24 protein-coding genes are annotated in these 26,240 nt (G+C 49.3%); 15 read left to right on the forward strand and 9 right to left on the reverse strand.

Annotation, left to right across the window (positions count from 1 at the left end; translation table 11 throughout):
• Positions 1-22 precede the first annotated feature (22 nt).
• Positions 23-1,750 (reverse strand): DEAD/DEAH box helicase, encoded by a 1,728-nt coding sequence (locus ACXAGR_RS20590; RefSeq protein ID WP_474845152.1) that lies wholly within the window; start codon positions 1,748-1,750, stop codon positions 23-25.
• Between the two features lie 187 nt (positions 1,751-1,937).
• On the opposite strand from ACXAGR_RS20590, the gene prsT reads away from it, so the two are divergent.
• Positions 1,938-4,718, forward strand: coding sequence for an XrtA/PEP-CTERM system TPR-repeat protein PrsT (gene prsT / locus ACXAGR_RS20595; protein ID WP_474845150.1), 2,781 nt, complete (start codon positions 1,938-1,940; stop codon positions 4,716-4,718).
• Between the two features lie 86 nt (positions 4,719-4,804).
• Here the strand turns inward: prsT and ACXAGR_RS20600 are convergent, their stop codons facing one another.
• Complete coding sequence (locus ACXAGR_RS20600) at positions 4,805-5,617, reverse strand: ion transporter (RefSeq protein ID WP_303573822.1); 813 nt, start codon at positions 5,615-5,617, stop codon at positions 4,805-4,807.
• A 113-nt stretch (positions 5,618-5,730) separates the two neighbouring features.
• Here ACXAGR_RS20600 and ACXAGR_RS20605 point away from each other — a divergent pair, with 113 nt between their 5' ends.
• Positions 5,731-5,898, forward strand: coding sequence for a hypothetical protein (locus tag ACXAGR_RS20605; protein WP_474845148.1), 168 nt, complete (start codon positions 5,731-5,733; stop codon positions 5,896-5,898).
• 71 nt (positions 5,899-5,969) lie between these two features.
• Here ACXAGR_RS20605 and tolC read toward each other — a convergent pair whose 3' ends face one another.
• Entirely contained in the window at positions 5,970-7,349 is a 1,380-nt protein-coding gene (tolC, locus tag ACXAGR_RS20610) for an outer membrane channel protein TolC (protein ID WP_119500025.1), read from the reverse strand.
• A 246-nt stretch (positions 7,350-7,595) separates the two neighbouring features.
• On the opposite strand from tolC, the gene nudF reads away from it, so the two are divergent.
• The 5 genes from nudF (at position 7,596) to parE (ending at position 12,031) form a co-directional block, all read left to right on the forward strand.
• Positions 7,596-8,222, forward strand: coding sequence for an ADP-ribose diphosphatase (nudF, locus tag ACXAGR_RS20615; protein ID WP_474852278.1), 627 nt, complete (start codon positions 7,596-7,598; stop codon positions 8,220-8,222).
• Positions 8,223-8,260: 38 nt separating this feature from the next.
• Entirely contained in the window at positions 8,261-8,656 is a 396-nt protein-coding gene (locus ACXAGR_RS20620; RefSeq protein WP_119500027.1) for a DUF1249 domain-containing protein, read from the forward strand.
• Positions 8,656-9,390: a metallophosphoesterase family protein gene (locus ACXAGR_RS20625; RefSeq protein WP_474852280.1), complete on the forward strand. Its 735-nt coding sequence runs from the start codon at positions 8,656-8,658 to the stop codon at positions 9,388-9,390. The genes ACXAGR_RS20620 and ACXAGR_RS20625 overlap by 1 nt, the downstream gene beginning before the upstream one ends.
• Positions 9,387-9,965 carry a YqiA/YcfP family alpha/beta fold hydrolase gene (locus ACXAGR_RS20630; RefSeq protein ID WP_474852282.1) on the forward strand — a complete coding sequence of 193 codons (579 nt, stop codon included), beginning with the start codon at positions 9,387-9,389 and terminating at the stop codon, positions 9,963-9,965. Before ACXAGR_RS20625 ends, ACXAGR_RS20630 begins: the two co-directional genes overlap by 4 nt.
• Before the next feature lie 173 nt (positions 9,966-10,138).
• A complete protein-coding gene (gene parE / locus ACXAGR_RS20635; protein WP_474852284.1) occupies positions 10,139-12,031 on the forward strand; it encodes a DNA topoisomerase IV subunit B in 1,893 nt (630 codons plus the stop codon).
• Between the two features lie 44 nt (positions 12,032-12,075).
• Here the strand turns inward: parE and ACXAGR_RS20640 are convergent, their stop codons facing one another.
• Positions 12,076-12,534: a GNAT family N-acetyltransferase gene (locus ACXAGR_RS20640; protein ID WP_474845139.1), complete on the reverse strand. Its 459-nt coding sequence runs from the start codon at positions 12,532-12,534 to the stop codon at positions 12,076-12,078.
• A 199-nt stretch (positions 12,535-12,733) separates the two neighbouring features.
• On the opposite strand from ACXAGR_RS20640, the gene ACXAGR_RS20645 reads away from it, so the two are divergent.
• Positions 12,734-14,356: a PAS domain-containing sensor histidine kinase gene (locus ACXAGR_RS20645; protein ID WP_474845137.1), complete on the forward strand. Its 1,623-nt coding sequence runs from the start codon at positions 12,734-12,736 to the stop codon at positions 14,354-14,356.
• Positions 14,357-14,359: 3 nt separating this feature from the next.
• Here the strand turns inward: ACXAGR_RS20645 and ACXAGR_RS20650 are convergent, their stop codons facing one another.
• Complete coding sequence (locus ACXAGR_RS20650) at positions 14,360-15,538, reverse strand: GGDEF domain-containing protein (RefSeq protein WP_474845135.1); 1,179 nt, start codon at positions 15,536-15,538, stop codon at positions 14,360-14,362.
• Between the two features lie 171 nt (positions 15,539-15,709).
• On the opposite strand from ACXAGR_RS20650, the gene ACXAGR_RS20655 reads away from it, so the two are divergent.
• The gene (locus ACXAGR_RS20655) at positions 15,710-16,381 is read left to right on the forward strand and encodes an HAD family hydrolase (protein WP_474845133.1); all 672 of its coding nucleotides are present in this window, start codon (positions 15,710-15,712) and stop codon (positions 16,379-16,381) included.
• 80 nt (positions 16,382-16,461) lie between these two features.
• Positions 16,462-17,751, forward strand: coding sequence for a hypothetical protein (locus ACXAGR_RS20660; protein WP_474845131.1), 1,290 nt, complete (start codon positions 16,462-16,464; stop codon positions 17,749-17,751).
• Between the two features lie 7 nt (positions 17,752-17,758).
• On the opposite strand, the gene ACXAGR_RS20665 is transcribed toward ACXAGR_RS20660, so the two are convergent.
• Positions 17,759-18,070: a hypothetical protein gene (locus tag ACXAGR_RS20665; protein WP_119500037.1), complete on the reverse strand. Its 312-nt coding sequence runs from the start codon at positions 18,068-18,070 to the stop codon at positions 17,759-17,761.
• Between the two features lie 145 nt (positions 18,071-18,215).
• Between ACXAGR_RS20665 and ACXAGR_RS20670 the strand changes: the two genes are divergently transcribed.
• The gene (locus ACXAGR_RS20670) at positions 18,216-18,407 is read left to right on the forward strand and encodes a hypothetical protein (protein ID WP_119500038.1); all 192 of its coding nucleotides are present in this window, start codon (positions 18,216-18,218) and stop codon (positions 18,405-18,407) included.
• Here the strand turns inward: ACXAGR_RS20670 and epmB are convergent, their stop codons facing one another.
• On the reverse strand, positions 18,408-19,433 hold the full coding sequence (gene epmB, locus ACXAGR_RS20675; RefSeq protein ID WP_474845129.1) for an EF-P beta-lysylation protein EpmB: 1,026 nt from the start codon (positions 19,431-19,433) through the stop codon (positions 18,408-18,410).
• A 36-nt stretch (positions 19,434-19,469) separates the two neighbouring features.
• On the opposite strand from epmB, the gene efp reads away from it, so the two are divergent.
• The 4 genes from efp (at position 19,470) to ACXAGR_RS20695 (ending at position 24,403) form a co-directional block, all read left to right on the forward strand.
• Positions 19,470-20,039 carry an elongation factor P gene (efp, locus tag ACXAGR_RS20680; protein WP_303573808.1) on the forward strand — a complete coding sequence of 190 codons (570 nt, stop codon included), beginning with the start codon at positions 19,470-19,472 and terminating at the stop codon, positions 20,037-20,039.
• Positions 20,040-20,132: 93 nt separating this feature from the next.
• On the forward strand, positions 20,133-21,110 hold the full coding sequence (gene epmA / locus ACXAGR_RS20685; protein ID WP_474852286.1) for an elongation factor P--(R)-beta-lysine ligase: 978 nt from the start codon (positions 20,133-20,135) through the stop codon (positions 21,108-21,110).
• A 218-nt stretch (positions 21,111-21,328) separates the two neighbouring features.
• Entirely contained in the window at positions 21,329-23,740 is a 2,412-nt protein-coding gene (locus ACXAGR_RS20690) for a TonB-dependent receptor (RefSeq protein ID WP_474852288.1), read from the forward strand.
• Between the two features lie 129 nt (positions 23,741-23,869).
• Entirely contained in the window at positions 23,870-24,403 is a 534-nt protein-coding gene (locus tag ACXAGR_RS20695; RefSeq protein ID WP_474845123.1) for a GNAT family N-acetyltransferase, read from the forward strand.
• Between the two features lie 29 nt (positions 24,404-24,432).
• On the opposite strand, the gene ACXAGR_RS20700 is transcribed toward ACXAGR_RS20695, so the two are convergent.
• Both ACXAGR_RS20700 and ACXAGR_RS20705 read right to left on the reverse strand, forming a co-directional pair.
• Positions 24,433-25,032, reverse strand: a complete 600-nt coding sequence (locus ACXAGR_RS20700; RefSeq protein ID WP_119500043.1) for a peptidylprolyl isomerase — start codon at positions 25,030-25,032, stop codon at positions 24,433-24,435.
• Positions 25,033-25,044: 12 nt separating this feature from the next.
• Complete coding sequence (locus ACXAGR_RS20705) at positions 25,045-26,238, reverse strand: methyltransferase (protein ID WP_474852290.1); 1,194 nt, start codon at positions 26,236-26,238, stop codon at positions 25,045-25,047.
• Positions 26,239-26,240: the final 2 nt, after the last annotated feature.

A 26,240-nucleotide genomic window follows, 5' to 3' on the forward strand; every position in this document is an offset into this window, starting at 1 on the left:
TATAACGCTTGCCTTCGAGCATTTAGTTTTTGCGGGGAGCCCGGCGCTTTGGCGGCGTATCGGACCACTCGCGGATAGACAACTTTTGTCCGGCTACGCGGGTGTTCTGCAGCAGCTCTTTGGTTTCACGGGGCATGCCCTGAGGCAAATCAACGGTGCTGAATTTATCATAAATTTCGATAGCACCAATGTTCTTGCTGTTGATATTCCCTTCGTTAGCAATTGCACCAACAATGTTACCGGGCTTGGCACCGTGAGTATGACCAACATCAATACGGTAACGCTGCATGCCGGCTTCAGGCTTGCTTGAAGCGCGCTTACCACGACGGTCGCCTCTGTCACCGCGGGGGCCACGGTCGCCACGATCACGGGGGCCGCGGTCACCACGATCTTCCCGTTGTGGTTTGCTGTGCAAATCAGGACGGTCAGATTCTTTCAGTAACAGTGGTTCGTCACCCTGTGCCAGTTTGATCAGTGCGGCAATCAAACGCTCAGGCGAAGCTTCTGTTTCCTGTTGTAAGGATTCCACGATAGGCATCAGAGATTCCAGGCTGTCATCACTGGTCGCTTCGCTCACCGCGTGCTTGAACTTGCTCAGGCGCGTTTCGTTCAGTTCATTAATTGAAGGAATCGGCATACGCTCAATGGGCTGACGCGTGGTTTTCTCAATGGCGAAAAGTAAACGCTTTTCACGGTGAGAAATGAACAGAATTGCTTCACCACTACGACCTGCACGGCCTGTACGACCGATACGGTGTACGTATGACTCTGTATCGTAAGGAATATCAAAGTTAACAACGTGGCTTACACGTTCAACGTCAAGACCACGGGCAACAACGTCTGTTGCAACCAGAATGTCGATAGCACCCTGCTTGAGTTTTTCTACTGTGCGTTCACGGGCATTCTGCGGGATATCACCGTTCAGTGGCTCAACATCGTAGCCACGGGCAGACAGTTTGTCAGATAATTCAACAGTCGCCGTTTTCGTACGTACGAAAATGATCATGCCGTCAAACGGTTCCACTTCCATAATACGGGTTAACGCTTCCAGCTTATGGTGTGGTGCAACCTGGCAGTAACGCTGACGGATGGTGCTGGCCGTTGAAACTTTCGATTCAATTTTAACGTGCTTCGGATTTTTCAGGTAACGCTGGGTAATCTTTTTGATTGGTCCCGGCATGGTTGCCGAGAACAGCGCAGTCTGCTTTTCTTCCGGAGCATGACTTAAGATGGTTTCAACGTCATCGATGAAGCCCATGCGCAGCATTTCGTCAGCTTCGTCGAGAACCAGAAACTTCAGTTCACTTAAGTTTAATGTTTTGCGGTTAATATGGTCGATGATACGGCCCGGGGTACCAACAACAACCTGTACGCCACGTTTAAGCTGACGAATTTGGTTATCGTAAGACTGACCACCGTATACAGGCAGTACCTTAATTTTCTGCGAAAAGCTGGCATAAACCTGAAAAGCTTCCGCCACCTGAATAGCGAGTTCGCGGGTTGGAGCAAGTACCAGCAATTGCGGTAACTTTGCTTCCGGGTCGATATTTGCGAGCATTGGAAGGGCAAAGGCCGCAGTCTTACCTGTACCTGTTTGCGCCTGACCTAACAGGTCATGGCCTTCAAGCAGTAGCGGGATACTTTCAGCCTGGATAGGGGATGGCTTTTCATAGCCAACTTTCTCCAGAGCCTGTAGTATGCTTTCTGGTAAGTTAAGGTCTTTAAATGTCAGCTCGACAGTATTGGTCATTAATGATCCTGAATGATTATATGAAAGAGGTGGGCACGGCACACGCCGGCACGATTACCCGGAGTACCCCTGAATCATGTATCTTCTTTGAATCATGTATCTTGAGGTGGCGCGGGCTGTTTTACTAAAGAGGTATTATATTCCAGATAGGAGTGGAATACCAAACAAGAAAGTAAAGGTACAAAGGATGAATTATAACAAAACAGGAAAACGGATAATAGTGCCTCTGGCGATTGCTGCATGCTTATCTGCGGGTCTCACCGGCTGCGGCAAAAAATCCACAGAAGAACACCTTGAAGCTGCGAAGCAGTTCGCCAATGCGAATAACAGTGATGCAGCCATTATCGAGTTTAAAAACGCGATAAAAAGTAATCCTAAAGCACCTGAACCCCGTTTCGAACTGGGTAAATATTATCTGCAAACCGGTGACTTTGACGGCGCTGAAAAAGAGCTTAACCGTGCACTGGATCTGGGGCAGTCTGCCTCTGAAGTGATTCCTTATCTCTCTGTGGCCTATCAGAAAACCGGCGCTGAAAATGCGCTGGCCGGTGTTGATTTTCAAATGGAAGGCATGACTGCAGTCGAATCTGCAGAAGTTGGCTTTTACAAAATGCAGGCCATGGCGCAACTGGGCAAGAATGAAGATGCGCTGGCGCTGATCGATCAGTTAGAAACCCTCGATACCAGTTCGGTGTATAAGGGGCTGGCGTTAACTTACCGTGATATTATCAATGAGAATGCAGAAGGTGCGCTCTCATCATTAAAAGCCCTGCGTGAGCAGGCACCGCAAAACAAAGATGTGTTGCAACAGTTAGGCAAACTGGCGCTGGCGACAGGTGATAAAGCGCTTGCCATGGATGCCTTCGGAGACTACGTAGAAGGTAACCCCACTGATGTAACCAGTAAATTTGCTTACATCACGCTGCTAATCGAAGCAGGAAAAACTGAAGATGCCGACCCGATGGTCTCGGAACTGCTGAACAACAACCCTCAGCATCCGTTACTTAACCAGTATAAAGGTATCATCGAAGCTAATGCCGGCAACTATGAAAAATCCATGAGTTTCCTTGAAACTGCCATGCGTAATGGCAATAACAATCCGGCGATCAGGTTATTGGGCGGCTATGTGGCCTATCAGATGCAGGATTTTGCCGCAGCCAATGAGTACCTGTCTGAGGTGGCGCCTGCTTTACCTGCCGATCATCCTGCGTTACGCATGCTGGCCGACAGCTTGTTGCAGATGGGGCAGGGAGAAGACGCATCACAGATCCTGAACCGGGTAGAAGTTGACGGTGAAGCCGGTGCATCACTGTTTTCAAAAGCCGGTTATCAGTTGTTACGCCAGGGCAACGTGGTAGACGCCAAAGCTATGATTGAAAAATCCGGCACCATGAGTGAAACCGCAGAAGACCTTGCCAGACTTGGTGTGCTGCAGTTATCGGTTAATGATATCGACGGGTTAGTGAATCTGGAAGCTGCCGCCAAAATGGCGCCGGAGTCTGTAGTGACGCAACGTACGTTGATCACGGCTTATATGACCACAAACAAACTCGATAAAGCGAAAGCCGCATCGCTGGAATGGGCTGAAAAAGAACCGGACAACCACACGCCACACTTATTCCTGGCGGAAATTGCATTTAAGCAGGGTGACAAAGAGGGAGCCCTGGCTGAAATTGAAAAAGCCAAAGCGCTTAATCCCGGTACCACTGAAATCGATCTCGTACAGGCCAGATTGCTTCTGTCTGAAAGCGACGTGCCGGCGGCAGTGGCGGTGTTAAATAATATTCTCAAAAAAGAACCGGGTAATGTACAGGCAAGAGATGTGTTATACACCGTCGCTGTACAGACTAATGAAGCCGATGCTGCCGCCGTCGCACAAGGGGTTTATGATCAGCTTCAGAAAACGCCGGATGATCTGAATTTACGTTTATTAGCGGGCCGTATCGCCTTTGCCAATAACGAAGATGACAGAGTGATGAGTTTGCTGGCGCCGGTACAGGCTACGGTCAAGACGCCTAAGTTATACTGGAACCTCAAAGGTCAGACGCTTATCCGTCAGAACGACGTGAAAGGCGCTGCGGCACATTACGATGCGTGGCTGAAACTCTATCCTCAGGACAAAACTGCTGTGCTGGGAATGTTGTTACTGTTAGATGCACAGCAACAATATCAGCAGGGGCTGAATCTCACTAATGCATTTCTGGCGAAACAACCTGACAGTCAGGTCAAATTACTTAAAGCCCATTTTCTGGCTATGACCCGCCAACCCAAGCCTGCAAAGGCGATTCTGGATGATATGCCTGAAAACGTTAAAGCGTTGCCCTTTGTGCGCAGTATTTACGCCCGTGTTGCTATTTTGGAAGGTAAGAGCGCCGATGCTGTGAAAGATGCCATGACGGCATATGACGCCAATCCGAACAGCCAGAATGCGTTACTGGTGGTTGCAGCATACGAAACGTCTGGTCAGGCACCAAAGGTGAACCCGTTTATAGACAGTCATCTTGAGGCACATCCGGCTGATATCCGCATTGCGATGTTAAAGGCGGAGCGGTTGATCGGCTCCGATAAAGAAGGGGCGAAATCTGTGTACGCCGGTATTTTAGAGCAAATGCCGGAAAACTTTGTGGTACTGAATAACCTGGCTTACCTGTACTACGAAGATGGTGAATTGAATAAGGCCATGGAACTGGCGCGTAAAGCCGTTGGCCTGCAGCCTAAAAATGCGGATTCAGTTGATACACTGGCGCAGATCCTTATTCAGCAGGACAAGTATGAGGAATCACTGTCTTTATATGAGTCGGTGGTTAATGATCAGCCTGTTGCCGATATTGTGTATCTGAACTACGTTCAATTGCTGCTTGATATGGGCAAAAAAGAAGTCGCACGTCGTAAAATGCGCAATCAGGAATTCACGACAACCGACGGGCAGAAGCGGGCGGAACGTATCCGCGTTCGCTACAGTCTGTGATTACCCGGCATTCAAAGGTAAACAAAAATCCCCGCTGAGCCGTCAGCGGGGATTTTTTTATGCTTCACCGTGATGGATTAAACTGATCAGTCCGGTGATTTTTGTAACTTGTTTACTGTCTCACGGAGTGATTTCAGTTCGGCCATCACATCATTCAGTGTGGGCTCATTATTTTCAGCGGCGGCTTCACGGCGGGCGGCAGCGTTTTCCTGCTCCATGACACCTACCACAATACCGATTACCATATTGAGAAACGCAAACGCCGTAAAGAAGATAAAAGTGAGATAGTACAGCCAGCTGAGCGGGTACACTGCCATGGTTTCATACATGACATCCGTCCAGTCTTCAAAGGTCATTACCCTGAACAGCGTCAGCATAGAAATAGTGATATCGCCCCACAGTTCACTGTTAATTTGCTCAAATAAGGTGCTGCCAACGGCGGCATAGATGTAAAAGATGATAAACATCAGCAGCATGACATAGCCAAGCTGAGGCAAGGCTTTTACCAGTGACACCAGCAAAATCCGCAATTCCGGTATAATGGAAATCATCCTTAAAACCCTGAACACCCTGACCAGCCGGCCTACGAGAGCAAGATCGGTGCTTTCAGCCGGGATAAGGCTGACAATCACAATCAACGTATCAAACCAGTTCCAGAAGCTTTTGAAGAACTGCTTTTTATTTTTCTCGCCCAGAAAGCGAATGGTGATTTCCGTCAGGAAAAAGGCACTGATAAACCAGTCGAGTATTAATGTTACCGAGGCAAAACCTCTTGGCATATCATAGGTTTTGGCGCCTACCAGTAAGGCGGAGATGATGATGACTGAGATGACAAAAATCTCAAATGTTTTATTAGAACGGATCCGTTCAAAGCGATTCTGGAGTTCAGTGGCTTTCATGATGTTGGCAAAATTACTACTTAAGTATAAATATTAAGAATCAAGAGTGTTTCAAAAATGCAGTTGGTTTTTCTACAATGTCATTAACGTTAACATCATCGAAGGCATGTATAATGGATGACTCATTATCAGGCTTGCAAGGAAAATTGCTGGATACCAGTGAAAAACTGGAGAATTTTATTCCCACTTCAGAGCATGCTTCCTCGCTGAAAGAGGACCTGCATGACTTGCTATCCATGCTTTCTGCGTTGCAATCCCATTCAGCAGACCCGGGCCAGTAATCTTATTTCATGCACATACGAAAAAGCCGTTTGCCCGCTAAGGCAAACGGCTTTTGCTTTTCTCTTCACAATTAACTGTTTTCGGTATCCGCCGGACGTAAACCTTTGTTAATCATTTCAATATCCTGTGCTGTCAGCGTACCGGCTGCCTGTTTCAGGTTAACTACCGCCTGAATGAAATCGTAGCGGGCACCAGCCAGGTTACGGCGGGCATCAAACAGGTTTTGCGTGCTGTCCAGTACGTCAACAATGGTACGGGTACCCACATCGAAACCGGCTTCAGTGGCTTCAAGTGCACTGCGGGCAGAAACCACAGCCTGTTCCAGTGCGCGGATTGTCGACATCGATGCTTTCACATCGTTAAACGAGCTGCGTACTGACTGAACAGTCTGACGATAAGTCAGTTCCAGATCCTGACTGGCAGAAATGTAGTTAAACTTCGCCTGCTCAGTTTGTCCCGATACGCTCAGGCCCTGGAAGATAGGTACGTTCAGTTGCACACCAACGCTGTAGCTGTCGAGGTAAGGCGTGGTGTTGTCGATAACTTCGTTACCTACAGTCGTTGTACTGTGAGTTTTGTCCTTACCCGCAGACGCAGTTAAATCCAGTGTTGGCAGGTGACCGGCACGGGCAGAAGAAATGTCTTCTTTCGCAATGTCCATCGCCAGGCGGTTAACCAGTAACGATAAGTTCTTCTCTTCGGCGGTTTCCAGCCATTCATCCGGGGTGGCCGGTTGTGGCATGGTTGCAGAGAAGTTCTCTGTATTCAGTTCGTACAGTCTGTCGTGGTACTTACCGGAAATTACACGAAGTGCTTCAAGTGCCAGCTCAACGGCATTTTCTGCCTGAATCTCCTGAGCAATGGTATTGTCGTAGTTAGCTTGCGCTTCATGCACGTCAGTGATCGCCGTTAAGCCCACTTCAAAACGTTGCTTGGTTTGTTCAAGCTGACGCTCAATGGCACTTTTCTGAGCTTTAACAAATTCCAGGCTGTCTTTCGCACGTAATACATCAAAATACGCAGTGGTTACCCGTACAATCAGTTGCTGCATGGCAGAGGCCAGAGTGGCGTCACTTTGTTCTGCTACTTTTTCAGCGCGGTCCAGACCTACCCAGTTAGCGTGATCGTACAATGACATGGAAAGGTTCAGGCCATAGCTGGTGGTATCACTGTCGGAGTCAATCATGGTGATACCTTCGCCTAAAAACTGGGCACGTTCAGCAGAAGACGTGGTATAACCTACGGTTCCTGAAATTTGTGGCAGCAAAGAGGCACGGCTGATGGTAATACCTGAGTAGGCAGCGTCCCGTTGCGCTTTGGCCTGATTTACAACCGGATCATTTGCCAGTGACTGCTGATATACTTGCAAAAGGTCGTCTGCAAATGCCGTTGCCGGAACACCTGCGGTAATACCTAATCCAACCATCAACGATAAGAGTGTTCGTTTCATTAATGTGCCTTCCTGTAATTATTGACGGTCCACTGGACTCATAAGCTATGAAGTGTATGAAATCACTCCGTAAACCGGTAGTCTGTTCTGGTAACAGGGCGTGTTTAACTGTAACAGAATATGTTATCGCCGCTTTTCTCTGTAAGCTTGAGTACGGCTTTTTACCAGAAAACCAAAATGGTGATTAAACAGCCGGTTTCAAGTTGACCAGTATCATAAGGCTTTTACATGCGAGAGTGAATGTAAATGAGCAAAAAAATCGGGATGTTTAACTCAAACGATATAAAGATTGAAGCAAAAACGCCATTGTATCAGGGCTTTTTTAAAATGGTGCGTTACGACTTCAAACACAAGCTGTTTGCCGGTGGCTGGAGCGATACAGTACGCCGTGAAATATTTGAACGGGGTCATGCCGTTGCCGTTCTGCCTTACGATCCTGATACGCAGGAATTCGTACTGATCGAGCAAATCCGGATAGGGGCAATGGCCACCAGTGATAATCCCTGGTTAATTGAAGTTATCGCCGGCATTATCGATGAAGGTGAAACCGAAGCGGATGTGTGTTGCCGTGAAGCTGAAGAAGAAGCCGGTATTGTGCTCAGGCAACTGAGTAAAGCTACCAGTTACCTCGCCAGTCCGGGCGGCACCACGGAACGTATTCATATTTTTATGGCCACCACGGATGCCACTAGCGCCAGCGGTATTCACGGCCTTGATCATGAGTCAGAAGATATCCGTGTTCACCGTGTGGCAGAAAAAGACGCCCTTGAATGGCTGGAAAATGGCCGCATTGACAACGCTGCTACCATAATTGCGCTACAATGGTTCTTCATGCATAAAGAAGTACTGTTGAAAAACTGGAGTCAGGTTTGAATCAGACAACGCGAAAATATGTACCACATCTTCCCAGCATGCAGGCACTGTGTGAACTGAACTACAGCCGTTTCCTGCGTTTGCTGCCGGACTGTGATACCGAATCGCTTGTCTACCGGTTTTCAGTGGCTGAACAGTTTACTTATCAGATTACCATTGATGAGGCTGCCCGTTACACCACCACGCTGACGGTTTCTCAAAACAGTACCGGCACGCCGGAATATCTGAAACCGTCTATGTCTGTCAGGTTGTATCACGATGCCAGAATGGCTGAAGTCATCACCAGCCAGAACACCGGCGCGTTTGCACCGTCATACGATTATCCCAACAGCAAAATGCGCCAGCGCAACGAGAAATTGATGATTAATATCTTTCTTGCAGAGTGGCTGCAGTTTTGTCTGAAAAATAAACCTGTGGTATCGGCCCCGGTTTAATGCGGCTGCTGCAACTTTCCGATTGTCACCTGTTCGCCGATCCTGATCAGACAGCATACGGTGTTAATCCTTATCAATCGTTAAGCCGTGTGCTTGAATGTGCCGCCGGGGAAGCGCCGGACAATGTGATAATTACTGGCGATGTCAGCGGCGATAACCGCGAAGAAAGTTACCGGCATTTTCTGTCACTGATGGACCGGTATCTGCCCGGCTGTGAGTGGCGGGTCATAGCCGGAAACCATGACAGTAACGCTCACTTTGAAGCTATATTCGCTGATCACATTCTTCATGCCGGCAACGCCTGGTGCATCAATAACTGGAAAGTACACGGGCTCGATACGCGTTTTCAGGGCGCCCGGGGACAAATTTTGCCGGCAGAATTGCAGGCGGTGAGTGCAGATATCAACAGTACCGCTGATTGTTTTCACTTACTGGCACTGCATCATCATGTTGTGCCTACCGGCAGCTGGATGGATAAACACGCCCTGGAAAATCCTCAGGATCTGCTGGCCTGGCTTGAGTCCGCTACTGGTATCGCTCTGGCAATACATGGTCATGTGCATGCCGGATTATGTTCTGAAGCCGCCGGAATCTCCGTGCTGTCAGTACCCTCGACCTGTTGGCAATGGCAGCTAAACCCTGAATTTGGCACTGCTGCGTTACCCCCGGGATTCCGGGAAATTATGTTGTCGCCTGATGGCGAATGGTCCTCTTCAGTCAGGAGAATTGAATGATTCACGTGTTGTACCTGCACGGCTTTCTAAGCTCACCTAAATCAGTGAAAGCGCAACAGACCCTCGCCTGGTGTGAAAAGCACCGGCCGGATATCACATTACATATCCCGCAACTGTCGAATTACCCTTCTCAGGTGGGGCAGCAATTGACTGACTATATTCAGGCCCATCCACAACTGACGGAAACGGGTCTGCGTGCCATAGGCAGTTCAATGGGAGGCTATTTGTCTACCTGGCTGGTGGAGCAGTACGGCGGCAAAGCGGTCTTAATCAATCCGGCGGTAAAGCCATTCGAATTGTTGCTTAAGTACGTCGGTGAGCATGTCAACCCTTACACCGGTGAGCCGTTTAAGATTGTGCAGGAAGATATGGCGGTACTGAAGGCGATGGACAGCGAAAGCTTAGCGGCACCTGAGAGTTATAAGGTACTGCTGCAAACCGGTGATGAAACCCTGGATTACCGCCAGGCTGAAGAAAAGTACGCTGACAGCGAACTTATCATTGAGCAGGGCGGCGACCACAGTTTTACCGGTTTTGAAACACACCTGCCGGCTATTTTCCGCTTTCTTGATTAAAATCCGGCAGGGGGCTGTGTTGCAGCTTTTTCGCAAGTAAGCCGAACAGCCTGTGTCAGATGCCCGCCGGACGCAAACGGGCAATTGCTCACATAACTGATGCCTGCTAACATCGTTTAAAACTGTGGCACGCCCGTGCCTATAATAAACAGCGTCCTGGAATAAGCAGCACTATGTCTAATCAATATAATTCCGAAGCGATAGAAGTCCTCAATGGTCTGGACCCGGTTAAACGCCGTCCGGGCATGTATACCGATACGATGCGGCCAAATCACCTCGGTCAGGAAGTTATCGATAACAGTGTGGACGAGGCGCTGGCCGGACACGCGACGAATATCAAAGTGATCCTGCACGAAGATCAGTCGCTGGAAGTCATTGACGATGGCCGGGGTATGCCGGTAGACATTCACCCGGAAGAAAAAATGTCCGGTGTGGAATTAATCATGACCAAGCTTCATGCCGGCGGTAAGTTTTCCAATAAAAACTATGCTTTTTCCGGTGGTTTGCACGGGGTAGGGATTTCTGTTGTTAACGCTCTGTCTACCCGCGTCGAAGTGGTTATCCGCCGTGACGCAAACGTCTATCAGATTGATTTTGCCAATGGTGAAAAGGCGGAAGAGTTACGGGTTATCGACTCCTGTGGTCGCCGGAATACCGGCACTCGTGTAAGGTTCTGGCCTGATCCTCAGTATTTCGATTCTGCTAAATTCTCTGTTTCCCGCTTAGTGCACAACTTACGTGCTAAAGCGGTGCTTTGTCCAGGGCTGCGCATCCGCTTCGACAATAAAGTCAGCGGCGATACCACCGAGTGGTATTTTGAAGACGGCTTGCGGGACTATTTGTATCAGGCGGTGCAGGAGTTTGAAACGCTGCCGGCAGACACGCCTTTTATCGGAAACTTCTCCGGCAATGCAGAAGCTGCGGACTGGGCTGTCATGTGGCTGCCTGAAGGTGGCGAACTGGTCACCGAGAGTTACGTAAACCTTATTCCTACTGCACAGGGCGGTACCCATGTTAACGGTCTTCGTCAGGGCCTGCTGGAGTCTATGCGGGAATTTTGTGAATTCCGTAATCTAATGCCCCGCGGTGTTAAATTATCTCCTGATGATATCTGGGACCGCTGTGCTTACATTCTGTCGACGAAGATGCAAGACCCTCAGTTTGCCGGTCAGACAAAAGAACGTTTATCCAGCCGTCAGGCATCAGCGTTTGTTTCCGGCGTTGTTAAGGATGCTTTCAGTTTGTGGCTGAACCAGCATACTGATGTGGCAGAAGCCCTGGCTGAAATGTGTATTAACAACGCCCAGCGCCGTCTGCGCCAGAACAAGAAAGTAGCCCGTAAGAAAGTCACACAGGGCCCGGCACTACCCGGCAAGCTCACAGATTGTTCCGGCCAGGATATTACCCGTTCAGAACTGTTTCTGGTGGAAGGGGATTCCGCGGGTGGTTCTGCCAAGCAAGCGCGGGATCGTGAGTTCCAGGCGATTATGCCGCTGCGGGGAAAAATTCTGAACAGCTGGGAAGTCGAGTCCTCCCAGGTGTTGGGTTCACAGGAAATTCACGATATTTCTGTTGCACTGGGTATTGACCCGGATTCTTCGGATTTATCCGGTTTGCGTTACGGGAAAATTTGTATTCTGGCTGATGCTGACTCCGACGGACTGCATATTGCCACGTTGTTGTGTGCCTTGTTCGTCCGTCACTTCCGTGCGCTGGTAGATGCCGGTCATGTGTATGTTGCCATGCCGCCGCTGTTCCGCATCGATGTGGGCAAAGAAGTGTTTTATGCGCTGGATGAAAGCGAGAAACAGGGTATTCTGGACCGCATTGAAGCAGAGAAGAAGCGGGGCAAAGTGAACGTGCAACGCTTCAAAGGTTTGGGTGAAATGAACCCTATGCAGTTACGTGAAACCACCATGGATCCTAATACCCGCCGGTTAGTTCAGCTTACCATTGATGACAGCACAGAAATGTTAGAGATGATGGATATGTTGCTGGCCAAAAAGCGCTCCGGCGACAGAAAGTCCTGGCTGGAAAGCAAAGGGAATATGGCCGAAGTGGTGTAATACCCCGCAGCCTTTATTAAAACTAAAAATAGCCACAAATGTGGCTATTTTTGTCTTGTAAGTTTCATATCAATATGGGGAATACCGTCTTCCAGATACATAGTGGATGTTGGCGTAAAGCCAAATTTTCCGTAGAAACCTGCCAGATGTTCCTGTGCGCCGATTTCAATATTCTGCTCAGGCCAGTATTCAGCGCAGTACGCTAATGCCTTTTCGATCAGAGTGTATCCCTGACCTGAACCGCGACACTGGCTGGTTGTCAGCACCCTGCCAATACTGACTGACGGATAGCTGAGCCCGGGCGGTAACAAGCGTGCGTAGGCGACAATGTCTCCGTTCTCATAACCAAGCAGGTGACGAACACAAGCCTGAGTATCTTTATCATCCAGCTCAGAATAGGGACAATTTTGCTCTACGACAAATACATTTATTCGTGCCTGAACCAGGGCGTACAGTTGGGTGATTGTGAGCTCACCGAAAGTCAGGCATTGCCAGTTCAGCATAGTATTATCTGCATTGTCTTTAAAATGAATTAGGGGAATGTATCAGGCTTTCCGGATTATTGCACCGGCATTCCGCAAGCATAGTCTATTATTTCACCGGTATATCAGGTGGCACTATGTTCAATCTTTGCTAATTTTTGTATGAGGTGGCAATCAGGCCGCTTTCTTTTTTAGCGATCCGGCTTCGGAACATTTTTCAATGAAAGACATCAGCTTGCACGATAACGGATTTGAGGCCGTTTTCAGGGCCTCAAAAGATGGTCTGGGTATTTTCCGCGAAGGTATATTCTTCGATTGTAATCAGTCGATGCTGGATCTGGTCGGCATCGCTGATAAAGAACAGTTCATCGGCCTGACGCCTTTCGATTTTTCTCCTGAATTTCAGCCTGACGGCCAGGTGTCGGCTGAGAAAGGCGCAAAGCTCATTGAGCGTTGTATGGAGGAGGGGAGTTTACGATTTGAATGGCTGCACTCCAGATTCAACGGGGAGCCATTTTGGGCGGAGGTCATCATCACAAAAATGATGATGAACGACGAAGTTGTGGTGCACGCAAACTGGCGGGATATTTCTGAAAAGAAAAACCTTGAACTGGAAATCGCTGCACAGAAAGATGCCTTTGAAACACTATTCAATGAGTCAGTAGACGGATTATGCCTGCTCACCAGCGAGCACTATCTGGATTGCAACCGCGCCTTTCTCGAACAACTGGGATTCAGTAAAAAAGAAGACATTATTGGTCTGACGCCCATGGATATTTCGCCCGAATATCAGCCGGATGGCCGGCCGTCTGAAGAGGCTGCCGTAGAGATCATCGAAAATGCGTTTAATAAAGGTAGTGTGCGGTTCGAATGGGTGCACAAAAAAGCCTGCGGGTCAGAATTCTGGTGCGAAATTATTGTCACCCTGATTACCCTTGGCGGAGATGATGTGCTGTACGCCATCACCAGGGATATATCTGAAAAGAAAGCATTGGAATTACAAATTGTAGAGCGCAATGCGGCACTGAAAGACTCCAATGCCAGCCTTGAAACCATGATCAATGATTTGAAGCAAACTCAGGATAAGTTAATCGAGTCTGAGAAAATGGCCAGTTTAGGGTCGCTGGTGGCGGGGGTGGCTCACGAAATAAATACGCCGGTAGGCATTGGCCTGACGGGGGTAACCCAATTGATGGAAGAGTGCACAGATATCCGTCAGCGTTACGATAAAGGCAGCCTGACAGAAAACGACTTCGAAGACTTCCTTAACAGTGCCAATGAAATCGCTGATATCGTGAAAAAGAATCTGGTAAGAACCGCTCACCTGGTGAGAAGCTTTAAGCAAGTTGCGGTTGACCAGACCAGCGAGGAAGACCGCGAGGTAAACCTTAAGCAATACTTCGATGAAGTGGTGTTCAGTCTTGCCTCGGTGTTACGAAAAGCCAGTGTCGTGGTGGATATTCATTGCCCTGATAATCTCAATGTTATTACTAACCCGGGTTTGTTGTCTCAGGTACTGACCAATCTTATAGTCAATTCAGTCAATCACGGCTTCAGTGATCGGGATAGCGGGCACATAGCCATGACTATCAGTGAGCTGAACAGTCACGAATTTTTGCTGGTGTACAAAGATAACGGGAAAGGGATCAGCGAGGAAAATGCACCGAAAATCTTCGACCCGTTTTTTACCACGCGCCGGGGGACCGGCGGCACCGGACTCGGGCTCAATATCACTTACAATATTATTACGAATGCATTGGGCGGAAGCATTAAATGCAGAAGCAAAGAAGGCGAAGGCGTAGAGTTTACCATTCAGTTTAAAGTGACTGACCGGCTGTTGTAATGTTCAGCCCTTGACCAGTGACAACGCATTTGCGGTAAGAAAACGGGTGTTATTCCGTCCGCCTTTTTTCGCCGCATAGAGTGCGTCATCAGCTCTTTCCAGCACCACATGCCAGCCCAGATCGCCCTGTTCCATGGTGGCCATTCCCACACTGACAGACAAGGGAAGGGATTCGGTTCCCATACACAAGGGCGTGGACTGAATAGCGAACCGCACACGTTCAGCAATGGCTTTCACATCGCTGACTTTCAGCCCTGCCAGCATGATCACAAACTCCTCGCCGCCAAGACGGAAGTGATAGTCGTACTCCCGGGTGGCTTCCCTGGCGACATTAGCAATATGACGAATGGCTCTGTCGCCGGTTGTGTGTCCGTACTGGTCGTTTACATTTTTAAAAAAATCGATGTCGAAAGTGACAAACGCGAAGGAAAGCTGATTACGCTGGCAGCGGGTAAATTCTCTGCTGGCAGATTCATTCAGGGCATGCCGGTTAAACCAGCCAGTGAGCGCGTCGGTTCTGGATACGGTTTTAAGGGTAACCTCCCGTTTCCAGGCGTGAACAAATATTAATCCGAGTGTCAGACCGGAAATATACAACAGCACAACCAGTGAATTAGTGGTCTGAATAATATCGTTACCAAGGAACTCAAGGTGGTCAGGGAAAAGAAGAATTGCCACAGCACTGCCGGCGGTGTGAACAATGAAAAGCAGAATAATCGTCATGACAGCCCAATAACTCTTACCATGGGCCGAGTGTCTGAAGCGCCACAAGTGGAAGACACTCAGCAGGTTTAATGTCAACATAACCGGGTAGATGGCCAGCATGCGGAATTCCACATTGCTGCTGATTGCATCGTTAAAATGCATCAGCAAAACAAAAGCTGAAAATACACCAATGGAAAGGTGGCTGTTCACCGAGCGGGTTTGCGATGTAATCCCGCTGAGCACAAAACCATGGGCGGCGATATACAGTGTGTTAGATAACACAGGAGTAAGAAGCCAGGGCACGGTGCGAACAGACGCAACAAGGATTAACAGGCTGCAGGCGAGAAAACAGACGCCGGCCAGGGACCAGTCACGCATGGCTTTATCAGCGGTGTTGGTCAGAAAGAGAGCTGACAGCGTAATGGCCATCATTGCACTTAGTAAAACCGTGCAGAGGGAAAGCGTAAACAAGTCCATGTGAGTTCCACGTCAGGGAAGAAATATCGAAATCCGTGATATGGAAAAGTAATTTGCAGCAATACCGGATGCAATTCAATACTAATGCGATGAACGGATTAAGATTGATCCGAATCCGGGGTAAGGTTAGTTTCAATGAGATACCCGCTTAAACAAGGACATTCACACCCTATGACATCTCCCCGTGCAATCAGCCCGACAACCCGCGCCATTTTGTTTGATCATGACGGTACCCTTATTGATTCTGAACAGGTGCATTATGAAATCTGGCGAACAGTGCTCCGCCAGCATGGTGTGAGCCTGACGGAAGCTTTTTACAGTGATGTCATGGCCGGTATTCCGGTTGCCCAAAACGCAGTTGATGCAGTGACAACATTTAAGCTGCCCGTTGCAGCAGAAAGTCTGGCGGAAGAAAAACATGAACAAACCCGCCGTTATCTTGCAGAGCAGCCTTTTCCACTGATGCCTCATGCAGTACAGACCATTAAAAAGTGTTACCAGAGCGGGTATCAACTGGCCATCGTGACCGGTGGAAGCCGCATTTCAGTAGAGCGTACGTTGGAGGCCAGGAACCTTCGTCATATGTTTTCCGCAACGGTTTCCGTTGAAGATGTGACTAACAGCAAGCCGGCGCCTGATTGCTATCTGCTGGCCATGAAAAAGCTGGGACGCCAGCCTCATGAATGTGTCGCCGTTGAAGACACGGAACATGGTATGCGGGCTGCCGTGAACGCCGGTGTGCCTTGCGTCGTTATCCCCACAGTCCATTCAGCCGGACATAATTTTAACGATGCCACATCCAGATATTCATCCCTTCAGGCATGGTGGATGTTAGAGTCCTGATTGTCTGAAGACATACCGGGATTGAATTTATTCCGGAATTCACAAAGAATAATAACCTTCGGTTTAAGAGGCGGATCCGTTTGCGAATATTACGTGGTGTCATTATAGCGTTGCTGGTGAGTGTATTGCTGGTGGCGGGACTGATTGTACTGATGATAGAAAGTGAACCTGTGGTTGATGTAAAAGCAGCGGAACAGGTGGCAGATGCCGATACCGTACATGAACTGCTGTCTCAGCTGGAATCCAGTGTTTCAGATCGCCATCAGGGTCACACTATTACTATCACAACTCAACAGTTTGACTCCATTGTCGGCTTCTTACAGCGTGCCACGCCGGACTTCCGCGGTAAGGTAACTGTGCATCCCGATGCCACCCGTTTACAAGCCAGCATTGCTATTCCGGTGGACTTATTTGACAGCTACCTGAACGTTGATGCCACGATTTTGCCGGCTAACTTCCTGTTGCTGGATGAAGTGAAAATTGGCGATTTACATATACCCGGGCATTTGGCGGTAGGGTTGGCCGAGTGGTTGGTTAACCGCTGGACTAAAAGTGATATCGCCACTCAGGCAAGGGAGCAGATTGAAAAAGTCAGTATGACGGAACAGGAAATGATGGTCAGTCTGCGTCCTATGGACGGCTTCCTGCGCAATCTGAACGAAGTCAAAAATGGTTTATCGGTGGATCAGGACGACGAGCTGCGGGACTTAACGGCCTATTACCTGCGCTACATCTCTTTTCAGGATATTACCCTGGCGGATACCCCGCAACCGGCAGTGGATTTTATCCGTCTGACCATGAAACGCGCAGCTCAGCGAAGCACGCCTGAGAACGCGGCGGAACATAACCGGGCAGCCATTCTGGCGCTGGCAATTTTTATCGGCCATCACCGGGTTGCCAACTTTGTCGGAGACGTTCAGCCTGATGCGGATAAAGCCCTGAAACCGTTAACGCCACCATTACTGCGGGGCCGCAACGATCTTGCCAGACACTTCCTGATTTCCGCTGCATTAAAAGTATTAAGTGAGCAAGGCGTTACACTGGCCATCGGTGAATTTAAAGAATTGATGGACCGTGCTATGGGCGGAAGCGGTTATTCCTTCGTTGATCTGACAGCTGATATGGCCGGTATTGAGTTTGCGCGTGTTGCGACGTCACCGGTTCATGCTGTCCGGGTGCAGCAACTATTATCTGAAATGCATGACGACGATGTGATCATGCCGCCGGTTGACGGTCTGGCAGAGGGATTGTCGAAAGACCAGTTTATTGAACAGTTTGAGCGGGTAGACAGCGACGCCTACCTGCAGGAAGTGGCAAAGATAAAGGCCCGTCTTGCAACGGTGCCTCTTTACCAACTTGAAGAAAACTGAGGGCGGGTCAGGCTTTGCCTACCGCCTGAAACTGTGACAGGGTCGTCAGCGCCAGTTCTATCTTTTTCACCAGCGGAGCCAGGCCTGCTTTAAAGGTCGCTTCGTCAGCGTCTTTGATGGCCTGCCAGTCGCGGGCGATTTCTTCCACGTAGGGCGAGAAACGCTTTGCCTGTGTTTCAAACCCGCTGTCTTCTGCGAATACTGCCTGAAACTTGCCTTTCTGAACCTGTTGTAACTGGTCCAGCACCGCATCGGCGTCTATCGCTTTGCGGTAGAGGGTTTGTAAGGTTTCCTGAAGTTGTTCGTTAATTGCCTGCATGACTTTCCGGATTTCAGCTAAAGTTTATGAGTGTATGGTCGATAACGATATACCCGTACTGCATCATTAATGATGGAGTACGCTGATGAAGGTGGGCAATTCTGCCTACTTTTTTACTTTGCTACAAGCAACAAAGGAAACTGGTATGGATATACAAGGTGCTGGTGCATCTGCAACATCCGGTGCGTCGCTTGAGTTGGCCTCTCTTAAAATGGCGAAAAGCCAGCAACAACAAGAGGGACAAGCAACGCTTCAGCTGCTGGAATCAGCCGCTGACGTACCAAAACCGTCATCCGGTAATCCGTCGTTGGGTGCCAACGTCGATACCTACGCGTAATTACGGGTGAATATGTAAGTCGACAGGCGTTTTGCCGGGCTGGCCACCGATTTCTCTGGTGAGTTTCGGTACCAGAAAACCCGGTAAGCGCTTTATTACTTCCGCCATCAATGATCTGGCTTCATCGTCAGACACTTCAAAGTGGGCCGCGCCCTGAACTTTGTCCAGCAAATACAGATAGTAGGGCATCACGCCTGCTTCAAAAGACGCCTCCTGCAAATCTACCAGTGCATCAGCCGTATCATTAACGCCTTTCAATAATACTGCCTGATTGAGCAGCGTCACGCCATGCCTGCGTAATGCATCTAAACGGTCGTTCAGTGCCGGACTGAATTCATTGGCGTGGTTAGCATGTAATACCAGAATCGTTTTCACCGGCAATGACGTTAACCAGTCACTGAACTCTGCGTCCAGGCGTTGGGGGAGCACGACCGGCAGGCGTGTATGAATTCGCAATCTGCGGATATGGGGGATCCGTGATATTTCACCGGCCAGCCAGGCCAGATGGGTATCTTTTGCCATCAGCGGATCACCGCCCGAGAAAATCACTTCGTTAATGGCCGGATCGGCAGCAATATAAGCAATGGCGTTTTCCCATTCCTGTTTGCTCACCGCATTGTCGGCGTAGGGGAAGTGGCGACGGAAGCAGTAGCGGCAGTTTACAGCGCATCCGCCTTTTACAATCAGCAGTACGCGACTTTGGTACTTATGTAATAACCCCTTACCGGCAGTATCATGTTCATCCAGCGGGTCGGTGCTGTAGCCGGGGGCGGCTTCAAATTCCTGAGATAAAGGCATTACCTGGCGGAGCAACGGGTCATGCCAGTTGCCTTTTTCCATCAATGAGGCGAAGTGGCGGGGGACGCGCATGGGAAATAACCGTCTGGCAGCGCCGTGATGACCCAGTTGGTCTACATCGAGATCGAGGTAGTCCAGCAGGTCTTCCGGGCGGGTAAACGCCATTGCAAGATCTTTTTGCCAGTTTGTCTCTACAGACAGCCGATTTTTAGGTATTATTTGCGCCACTTCGTATTTACACCTTATGTATTGGCAGAGAAAAATATGGCTTTTTACAGCACTAACGAATTCAAAGGCGGCCTCAAGATCATGCTTGACGGCGAACCTTGTAACATTCTGGAAAACGAATACGTAAAACCGGGTAAGGGTCAGGCTTTTAACCGCGTTAAAATCCGTAAGCTGATCTCCGGTAAAGTTCTGGAAAAAACGTTCCGCTCCGGTGAAACCGTAGAAGGCGCAGACGTGATGGATACGGAACTGGCCTACCTGTACACCGACGGCGAATTCTACCACTTTATGAATAACGATACATTCGAACAAATCGCAGCAGACGAAAAAGCGGTTGGCGAAAACATTAAGTGGCTGAAAGAGAACGATGTGTGCACCATCACACTGTGGAACGGCTCACCTATCACAGTAACTCCGCCTAACTTTGTTGAGCTGGAAATCACTGAAACAGACCCAGGCCTGAAAGGCGATACAGCGGGAACCGGCGGCAAGCCTGCTACGCTGTCTACCGGCGCTGTTGTTCGTGTACCTTTATTCGTTCAAACCGGTGAAGTTATCCGTGTTGATACCCGCTCCGGCGAATACGTATCACGGGCGCAGAAGTAATCTGAACCCGCTGCCGGCCGGTACGCACTTACGTGCACTGGCCGGATATATTCTTATGCCCTCTCCGGCCTGATAATTCCCGTATCCGATCTCATGTCATCAAATACTCCCTGGCAACCCACCGCATCGCTGAATAATTTGCGTAAGCGGGCTGAACTGCTGCGCCAAATCCGTGATTTCTTCGCCTGCAGAGATGTGCTCGAAGTCGATACACCATTGCTAAGCCACGGTACCGTTACCGATGTGCATCTGGCTGCCTTTTCCAGTGAATTTGATCACAGCGACACAGGCAGAAAGGAAACCCTGTATTTGCAAACGTCGCCGGAATACGCCATGAAACGGCTGTTGTGTGCAGGCTACGGTTCGATTTATCAGATATGCAAAGCGTTTCGTCATGAAGGGGCAGGGCGCTTTCACAACCCTGAATTTACTATGCTGGAGTGGTACCGTACCGGCTATGACCATCATCAGTTGATGGCAGAAATGGACACCCTGCTGCAACTGACATTGTCGACCGGAACTGCGGAAAAAATCAGTTATCAGGATGTATTCCTCAGGGAATTAAACGTCGATCCTCTTACCGCCACAGTTGAACTTCTGCAGCAAACCGCTTTGCAATGCGGGCTGGATATGCATGCCGGCATGCCGGAAGACGCAGACACCCTTCTGCAACTGCTGTTTAGCCTTTACATCGAGCCCCGTATTGGCGCTGCCGTACCCTGTTTTGTTTATGGCTTTCCAGCCTCGCAGGCAGCACTGGCAAAAGTGAATGAAGATGACCCCCGTACTGCTGATCGTTTCGAAGTGTATTTTAAAGGCGTGGAACTGGCGAACGGGTTTAATGAACTGGCTAACCCCGCGGAACAGCGTCAGCGCTTTCTTAACGATAATGCACAACGCCGTCAAACCGGCTTACCGGAACTGCCGGTGGATGAGCATTTCCTCTCTGCGCTGGAGCAGGGATTACCTGACTGCGCCGGCGTGGCACTGGGTATCGACCGATTGCTGATGCTGAAAACAGGTGCTGAACATATTCAGGACATCATTTCGTTCCCCGTATCGCGGGCCTGAATAAATTCCCTTATCCTACCCTGACAGTATTTTCTGCTTTTTGAACGATTCCTGAAATCAATCTGTGATAATTTTGCAAAGTTTATGGCATGATATGTTATATCATCGATAAAACGCTGATGTTGTCGACAAAATGCCGTTGACGTTAACGCTAATTCGCCTGAAAATGTTATAACATTACGAAACAGGCGATAACTCAGTAGTTAACGGAAATCACCATGCATACTCCCTCTCTTATAGCTGTTGCTTTGATGACAGCATTCAGCAGTGCCGCACTGGCCACGACAATAACAGGTAAAGTCACTGATCAAGCCGGCGCTCCCGTTGCAGGAGCAGAAGTCTCAGTAGAAGGTTCAAGGCGCGTAGTCTATACCGACGAAAATGGCATTTATTCAATGGATAATGTCACCGCACAAGACGTCCATATTCATGTGGCAACGCCGAAATATCTGCATGGTGATAAAGATTTAGGTCCCGTTTCTGAAGACCAGCAGGTTAACTTTACGCTTCTGCCAGCTTCCATTGAGAACATCACGGTAACTGCTACCGCAATGCAAACCTCTGTACTGGAAAGCGTGACGCCGGTCTCGGTTATAGGCTCAGAAGAACTGCGCAGAAAACAACAGCCGACTTTGGGTGAAACACTGAAAACTGTTCCGGGTGTGCATTCCAGTTACTTCGGACCGGTCTCAAGCAGTCCGGTCATTCGTGGTGCCGGTGGTCCGCGGGTGAAAATCGTGCAGAACGGTCTGGATGTATCTGATGTATCACGAATTGGTCCTGATCATAACGTAGCGGCCAGCACTTCCAGTGCCACTCAGGTGGAAGTACTGCGCGGTCCTGCCACATTACAATATGGCTCCGGCGCGATCGGCGGTGTGGTCAACGTGGTCGACAAACGTATTCCTCAGGAAATGCCATACGGCACAGAAGGGGAAGCAGAAATGCGTTATTCCACCGTGGACAACGGTAAGTTCGGTAAGGTGGACGTGACCACCGGAACCGGAAATGTGGCATTTCACTTCGATGGTTTCAAACGCAAAACGGATGACGTGGATATTCCCGGCTACTCAGAGGCTGAGCCGGATGATGATGCCACTTACGGCACACTGGCCAGTACAGATATGGATACAACCGACTTCAATGCCGGTATCAGCTATGTAAAGGATGAAGGCTTCTTCGGCTTTTCTGTAGAAAAACTGGATAACCTGTATGGCGTGCCCGGTCATCATCATCATCATGAGGAAGAAGAGCATGAAGAAGGTGAAGAGCATGAGGAAGAAGGCGCAGAAGAAGGTACCAAAATTGATGTGGATATGACCCGCTATCAACTGGCGGGTGAATGGCATTCGCCCACTGCCGGCATTGACAATATCCGGTTCTCTGCTGCTTATACAGACTACACCCACGTTGAAATTGAAGATGGCGAAATTGGTACGCAATTTAATAATGAAGGCGTGAATGCCAAGCTGACGATTGCCCATACCGGTATTGCCGGATGGCATGGTGTATTTGGTTTCCAGCTGACGGACAGCGATTACGAAGCGATTGGTGAAGAAGCATTTTCCCCGCCAACCAGCACAGATACACAAGCTGTTTTTCTGATTGAACAGAAGAAAGTGGGCGACGTGACTTTTGAGTTGGGTGGCCGTCTTGAGCAAACCTCCTACGATGCGGATGACGCTGAAGTGGAACTTCATGTGGAGCACCTTGACGAAGAAGAGCATGAGGAAGAGGAAGAACATGAAGAAGAGGCTATGGTCTTCAACTTCCCTGACTATGACTTCACCAGTGTTTCGGTATCTGCCGGTGCAAACTGGGAATATCAGCTGGGTTACTCTGCCGCACTGACATTATCCCGCAATGAACGTGCGCCAAGTCAGCAGGAATTGTTCTCCGGTGGTCAGCACATTGCGACCCGGACTTATGAAGTCGGGTTGGTGTATCAACTGGATGATGAAGGTGAGTTATCTGACACGCTCAGAAGTGTAGATGAAGAAGTCAGTACCAACATGGATCTCACATTCCGTAAATTCAGCGGCAACTGGGGTTACACTGCGTCACTGTTCTACAACCAGGTAGACAACTACATTTATGAAAGTGGTACAGGCCTGATTGCTGTAACCGAAGAGCATGAACACGAGGAAGAAGGGGCAGAAGAGGAAGGTCATGAGGAAGAGGGCACACCGGTGTACTACTTCCGGCAATCCGATGCTGACTTATACGGTATGGAAGCCGAGGTGTTCTACAACATTACCGGTGAATGGCGTGTGGATTTATATGGTGACTACATTCGTGCCAAACTGGATAACGAAGACTTGCCACGCATTCCGCCTCTGCGTATCGGCTCGTCAATCCGTTATCAGGGGCAATCACTTTCCGGTGAGGTGGGTGTGGAATGGTATGACGACCAAACCCGTACTGCACCATATGAAACTGCAACTGATGGCTACACCTTGCTGAACGCTAGTGTTGAATATGACATCGCATCTGCCGGGGTGGACTGGGTGCTGTTCGCTACTGCAGACAACATCACAGACGAAGAGGCCCGCATGCACACGTCGTTCCTGAAAGATTTAGCGCCGCTGCCCGGCCGCAACTTCTCGGTGGGTGTAAGAGCCGTGTTTTAAGTCCCTGGCATGCCGGCATGGTGATGTGTGTGTTCGTGTAGTAACTGAATCTGTCAGTTTGCTGCGTGAAGCCGGGCCGGCGAGACGCTATACTGACTCCCGTTATGGTTTTCCATTGCGGGAGTTTTTTTGTTAAAAGGCACATCTTTGATTCTTTCTACATCGCGGCTGCATCTGCGCAAGCCGGTGGCTGATGATCGCAACTGGATTTTTGCGTTAAATCACGACCCTCTGTGGCTACGTTTTATTGGAAACCGGGGTGTACATACACTTAAAGATGCGAACCGGTATATTGATAATGCGCTGGTGCATTTTGAAAACCATGGCTATGGTTTGTTTGCCGTAGTAGATAAATTAACCGGTAAACCGTTGGGGATGTGTGGTTTGATAAACCGCGGTATTTTCAGTGCGCCTGATTTAGGATTCGCCTTGCTTCCGCAAGCCCGCGGGCAGGGGATTGGTGGCGAAGCCGGTGAAGCGGTTATCAGCTATGCCAGAGACACCCTTGGCGTGACTTACCTCACTGCGATGACTCATGCTGATAATACGGATTCTCAGAAACTGTTAATGAAACTGGGCTTTAAGAAGCGGGGCAATCTGTTTATGTCAGGTGTCTTTGCGCAACATTTTTTCTGGCTGGATTTAAAAACGCGGCAGCGCTGAATTTACGCGCTGCCACAGCGTCAGCTTTTTTACACCGCCGGAAGTAAAGTGACAGATTTCAGAATGATGGGCTCTTTAGGGGAATTCGGTTCACCCAGCGCCGGCTGATAGTCCAGCTCTACTTCCATCATTTTTTCCACAACAGCTTCGCCTTCCACAATCATACCGAACACGCTGTAACCCCAGTCTCTGCCGGGATCCAGGTTGGTATTGTCATTCATGTTAAAGAAGAACTGTCGTGTCGCTGAATGCGGGTCGTTCTGGCGTGCCATGGAAACCGTGTACATCTTGTTGCTCATGCCACTGCCGGATTCGTTGAAAATCGTGCCGTAATCCGGCTTTTCATCAAACTCAGCATTGTAACCGCCACCCTGGACGATATAGCCGGGTACAACACGGTGAAAAATGGTGCCGTTATAGCTTTTCTTATCAACGTAACGAAGGAAGTTATTCACGGTGATAGGCGCACGGCGGCGGTACAGTTCGACGACAAAATCGCCCATTGTGGTTTCCATTTTCACCCGCGGGTAATAATTGTCCGGCTGAATTTGTGAGCCGTCATCTTTTGGTTTTGCTGCAATAACCGGAGTGGTTACGACAACTAAAGCCAGCAGCAAAGCACGCAGCATAGCATTCTCCCTTTAGCGTTTTGCACAACTTAAAATAACAAACTTCTGATGGCTGGCAACTTGCGTTACGCCACCAAACAAGCGCTTTAATTTAACATGGTAATCGAGATGGCGGTTACCCACCACCACCAGATGTCCACCTCTGGCCAGACTGGCTTTGGAATCTGAAAACATTTGCCAGGCAATGTGGTCGGTTATCGCGTTCTGCTGATGAAAGGGCGGGTTGCAGAACACTTTACTGAATCCGCCCTCTACAGCCTGTTTCAAGGCGTCAAGGCAGTTCGATGGCACAAATTCACATTGCGCCAGTTGTTCAGGAAAGTTCTCTGCCACGTTTTGTCTGGCTGAGGCCAGCGCCATGAATGACTCATCAACAAAGGTGATCCGCGCCTGTGGTGCCAGTGCCAGCGCGTTCAGACCTAAAATGCCGTTGCCGCAACCAAGATCAATAACCCGTTCGTTGTTGGTCACGTTCATATGATCAATCATGAACCTTGCCCCGATGTCTAAAGAGCGTCCGGAGAATACATTGGCATGGTTGGAAAGTGTCAGCGTTACGCCGTTCTGGCTTTTCGCTGTCCAGCGCACCGGATAAGGAGACTGTACGGGCTTTTTCAGTATCGCTTCATCCGGCTTTGCAAAAATAAGGCGGGATTTTTTCTTTGCCAGTGAAGTGGTGGTGTGACCGGTGTATTTCTCAAACAGCTCCAGCACATTTTTCGTGATGGCCTTCACTTTCGCACCGGCCACAATACGAGTTTCAGGGGTAATGACTTCCTGCAACATAATCAACTGATGTTCCAGCAACGCAAGAGTGCGGGGTATCTTGATAATCACCGTTTGCGGCTTTTCCGGCAACGGAGCAAGGCAATCAGCAGCTTTTAATGGTGAGGCTACCAGTTCGTTGTCATCCTGTGTGGCGGCAATATTGTTACCTTCCAGGTTGTCAGCCAGCGAGCGGTGAGCAATCCATGAATCTGAAATCCAGCATGGATTATCAGTGGCATACCAGCAGCCCAGGGTGCCGAAGTCATCATTAAATATGATACATTTGCCGGGGCCTTCAGGGGCTTCTGTGGCAAGATAATCGATGATCAACTCATCGGCGCTGTCCCAGGCCTGTAAACTGACATGCTGATGTTTTGCCGGGTGGCGTATTAAGTTCAGTTCGCGGTCGCGAAATACAAAGGCTGTGTTGTCGCTCATGC

The organism is Alteromonas sp. ABH4_457, from assembly GCF_056160625.1.

Coding starts and splice junctions, on each gene's coding strand:
- ACXAGR_RS20640 (WP_474845139.1), bottom strand. CDS start 12,534: ATGCTGAACTGGCAATGCCTGACTTTCGGTGAGCTCACAATCACCCAA.
- ACXAGR_RS20665 (WP_119500037.1), bottom strand. CDS start 18,070: ATGCAGGCAATTAACGAACAACTTCAGGAAACCTTACAAACCCTCTAC.
- ACXAGR_RS20705 (WP_474852290.1), bottom strand. CDS start 26,238: ATGAGCGACAACACAGCCTTTGTATTTCGCGACCGCGAACTGAACTTA.
- ACXAGR_RS20700 (WP_119500043.1), bottom strand. CDS start 25,032: ATGCTGCGTGCTTTGCTGCTGGCTTTAGTTGTCGTAACCACTCCGGTT.
- ACXAGR_RS20590 (WP_474845152.1), bottom strand. CDS start 1,750: ATGACCAATACTGTCGAGCTGACATTTAAAGACCTTAACTTACCAGAA.
- prsT (WP_474845150.1), top strand. CDS start 1,938: ATGAATTATAACAAAACAGGAAAACGGATAATAGTGCCTCTGGCGATT.
- tolC (WP_119500025.1), bottom strand. CDS start 7,349: ATGAAACGAACACTCTTATCGTTGATGGTTGGATTAGGTATTACCGCA.
- ACXAGR_RS20620 (WP_119500027.1), top strand. CDS start 8,261: ATGCAGGCACTGTGTGAACTGAACTACAGCCGTTTCCTGCGTTTGCTG.
- ACXAGR_RS20625 (WP_474852280.1), top strand. CDS start 8,656: ATGCGGCTGCTGCAACTTTCCGATTGTCACCTGTTCGCCGATCCTGAT.
- parE (WP_474852284.1), top strand. CDS start 10,139: ATGTCTAATCAATATAATTCCGAAGCGATAGAAGTCCTCAATGGTCTG.
- efp (WP_303573808.1), top strand. CDS start 19,470: ATGGCTTTTTACAGCACTAACGAATTCAAAGGCGGCCTCAAGATCATG.
- ACXAGR_RS20600 (WP_303573822.1), bottom strand. CDS start 5,617: ATGAAAGCCACTGAACTCCAGAATCGCTTTGAACGGATCCGTTCTAAT.
- ACXAGR_RS20655 (WP_474845133.1), top strand. CDS start 15,710: ATGACATCTCCCCGTGCAATCAGCCCGACAACCCGCGCCATTTTGTTT.
- ACXAGR_RS20650 (WP_474845135.1), bottom strand. CDS start 15,538: ATGGACTTGTTTACGCTTTCCCTCTGCACGGTTTTACTAAGTGCAATG.
- ACXAGR_RS20670 (WP_119500038.1), top strand. CDS start 18,216: ATGGATATACAAGGTGCTGGTGCATCTGCAACATCCGGTGCGTCGCTT.
- ACXAGR_RS20690 (WP_474852288.1), top strand. CDS start 21,329: ATGCATACTCCCTCTCTTATAGCTGTTGCTTTGATGACAGCATTCAGC.
- ACXAGR_RS20630 (WP_474852282.1), top strand. CDS start 9,387: ATGATTCACGTGTTGTACCTGCACGGCTTTCTAAGCTCACCTAAATCA.
- ACXAGR_RS20605 (WP_474845148.1), top strand. CDS start 5,731: ATGGATGACTCATTATCAGGCTTGCAAGGAAAATTGCTGGATACCAGT.
- ACXAGR_RS20645 (WP_474845137.1), top strand. CDS start 12,734: ATGAAAGACATCAGCTTGCACGATAACGGATTTGAGGCCGTTTTCAGG.
- nudF (WP_474852278.1), top strand. CDS start 7,596: ATGAGCAAAAAAATCGGGATGTTTAACTCAAACGATATAAAGATTGAA.
- epmA (WP_474852286.1), top strand. CDS start 20,133: ATGTCATCAAATACTCCCTGGCAACCCACCGCATCGCTGAATAATTTG.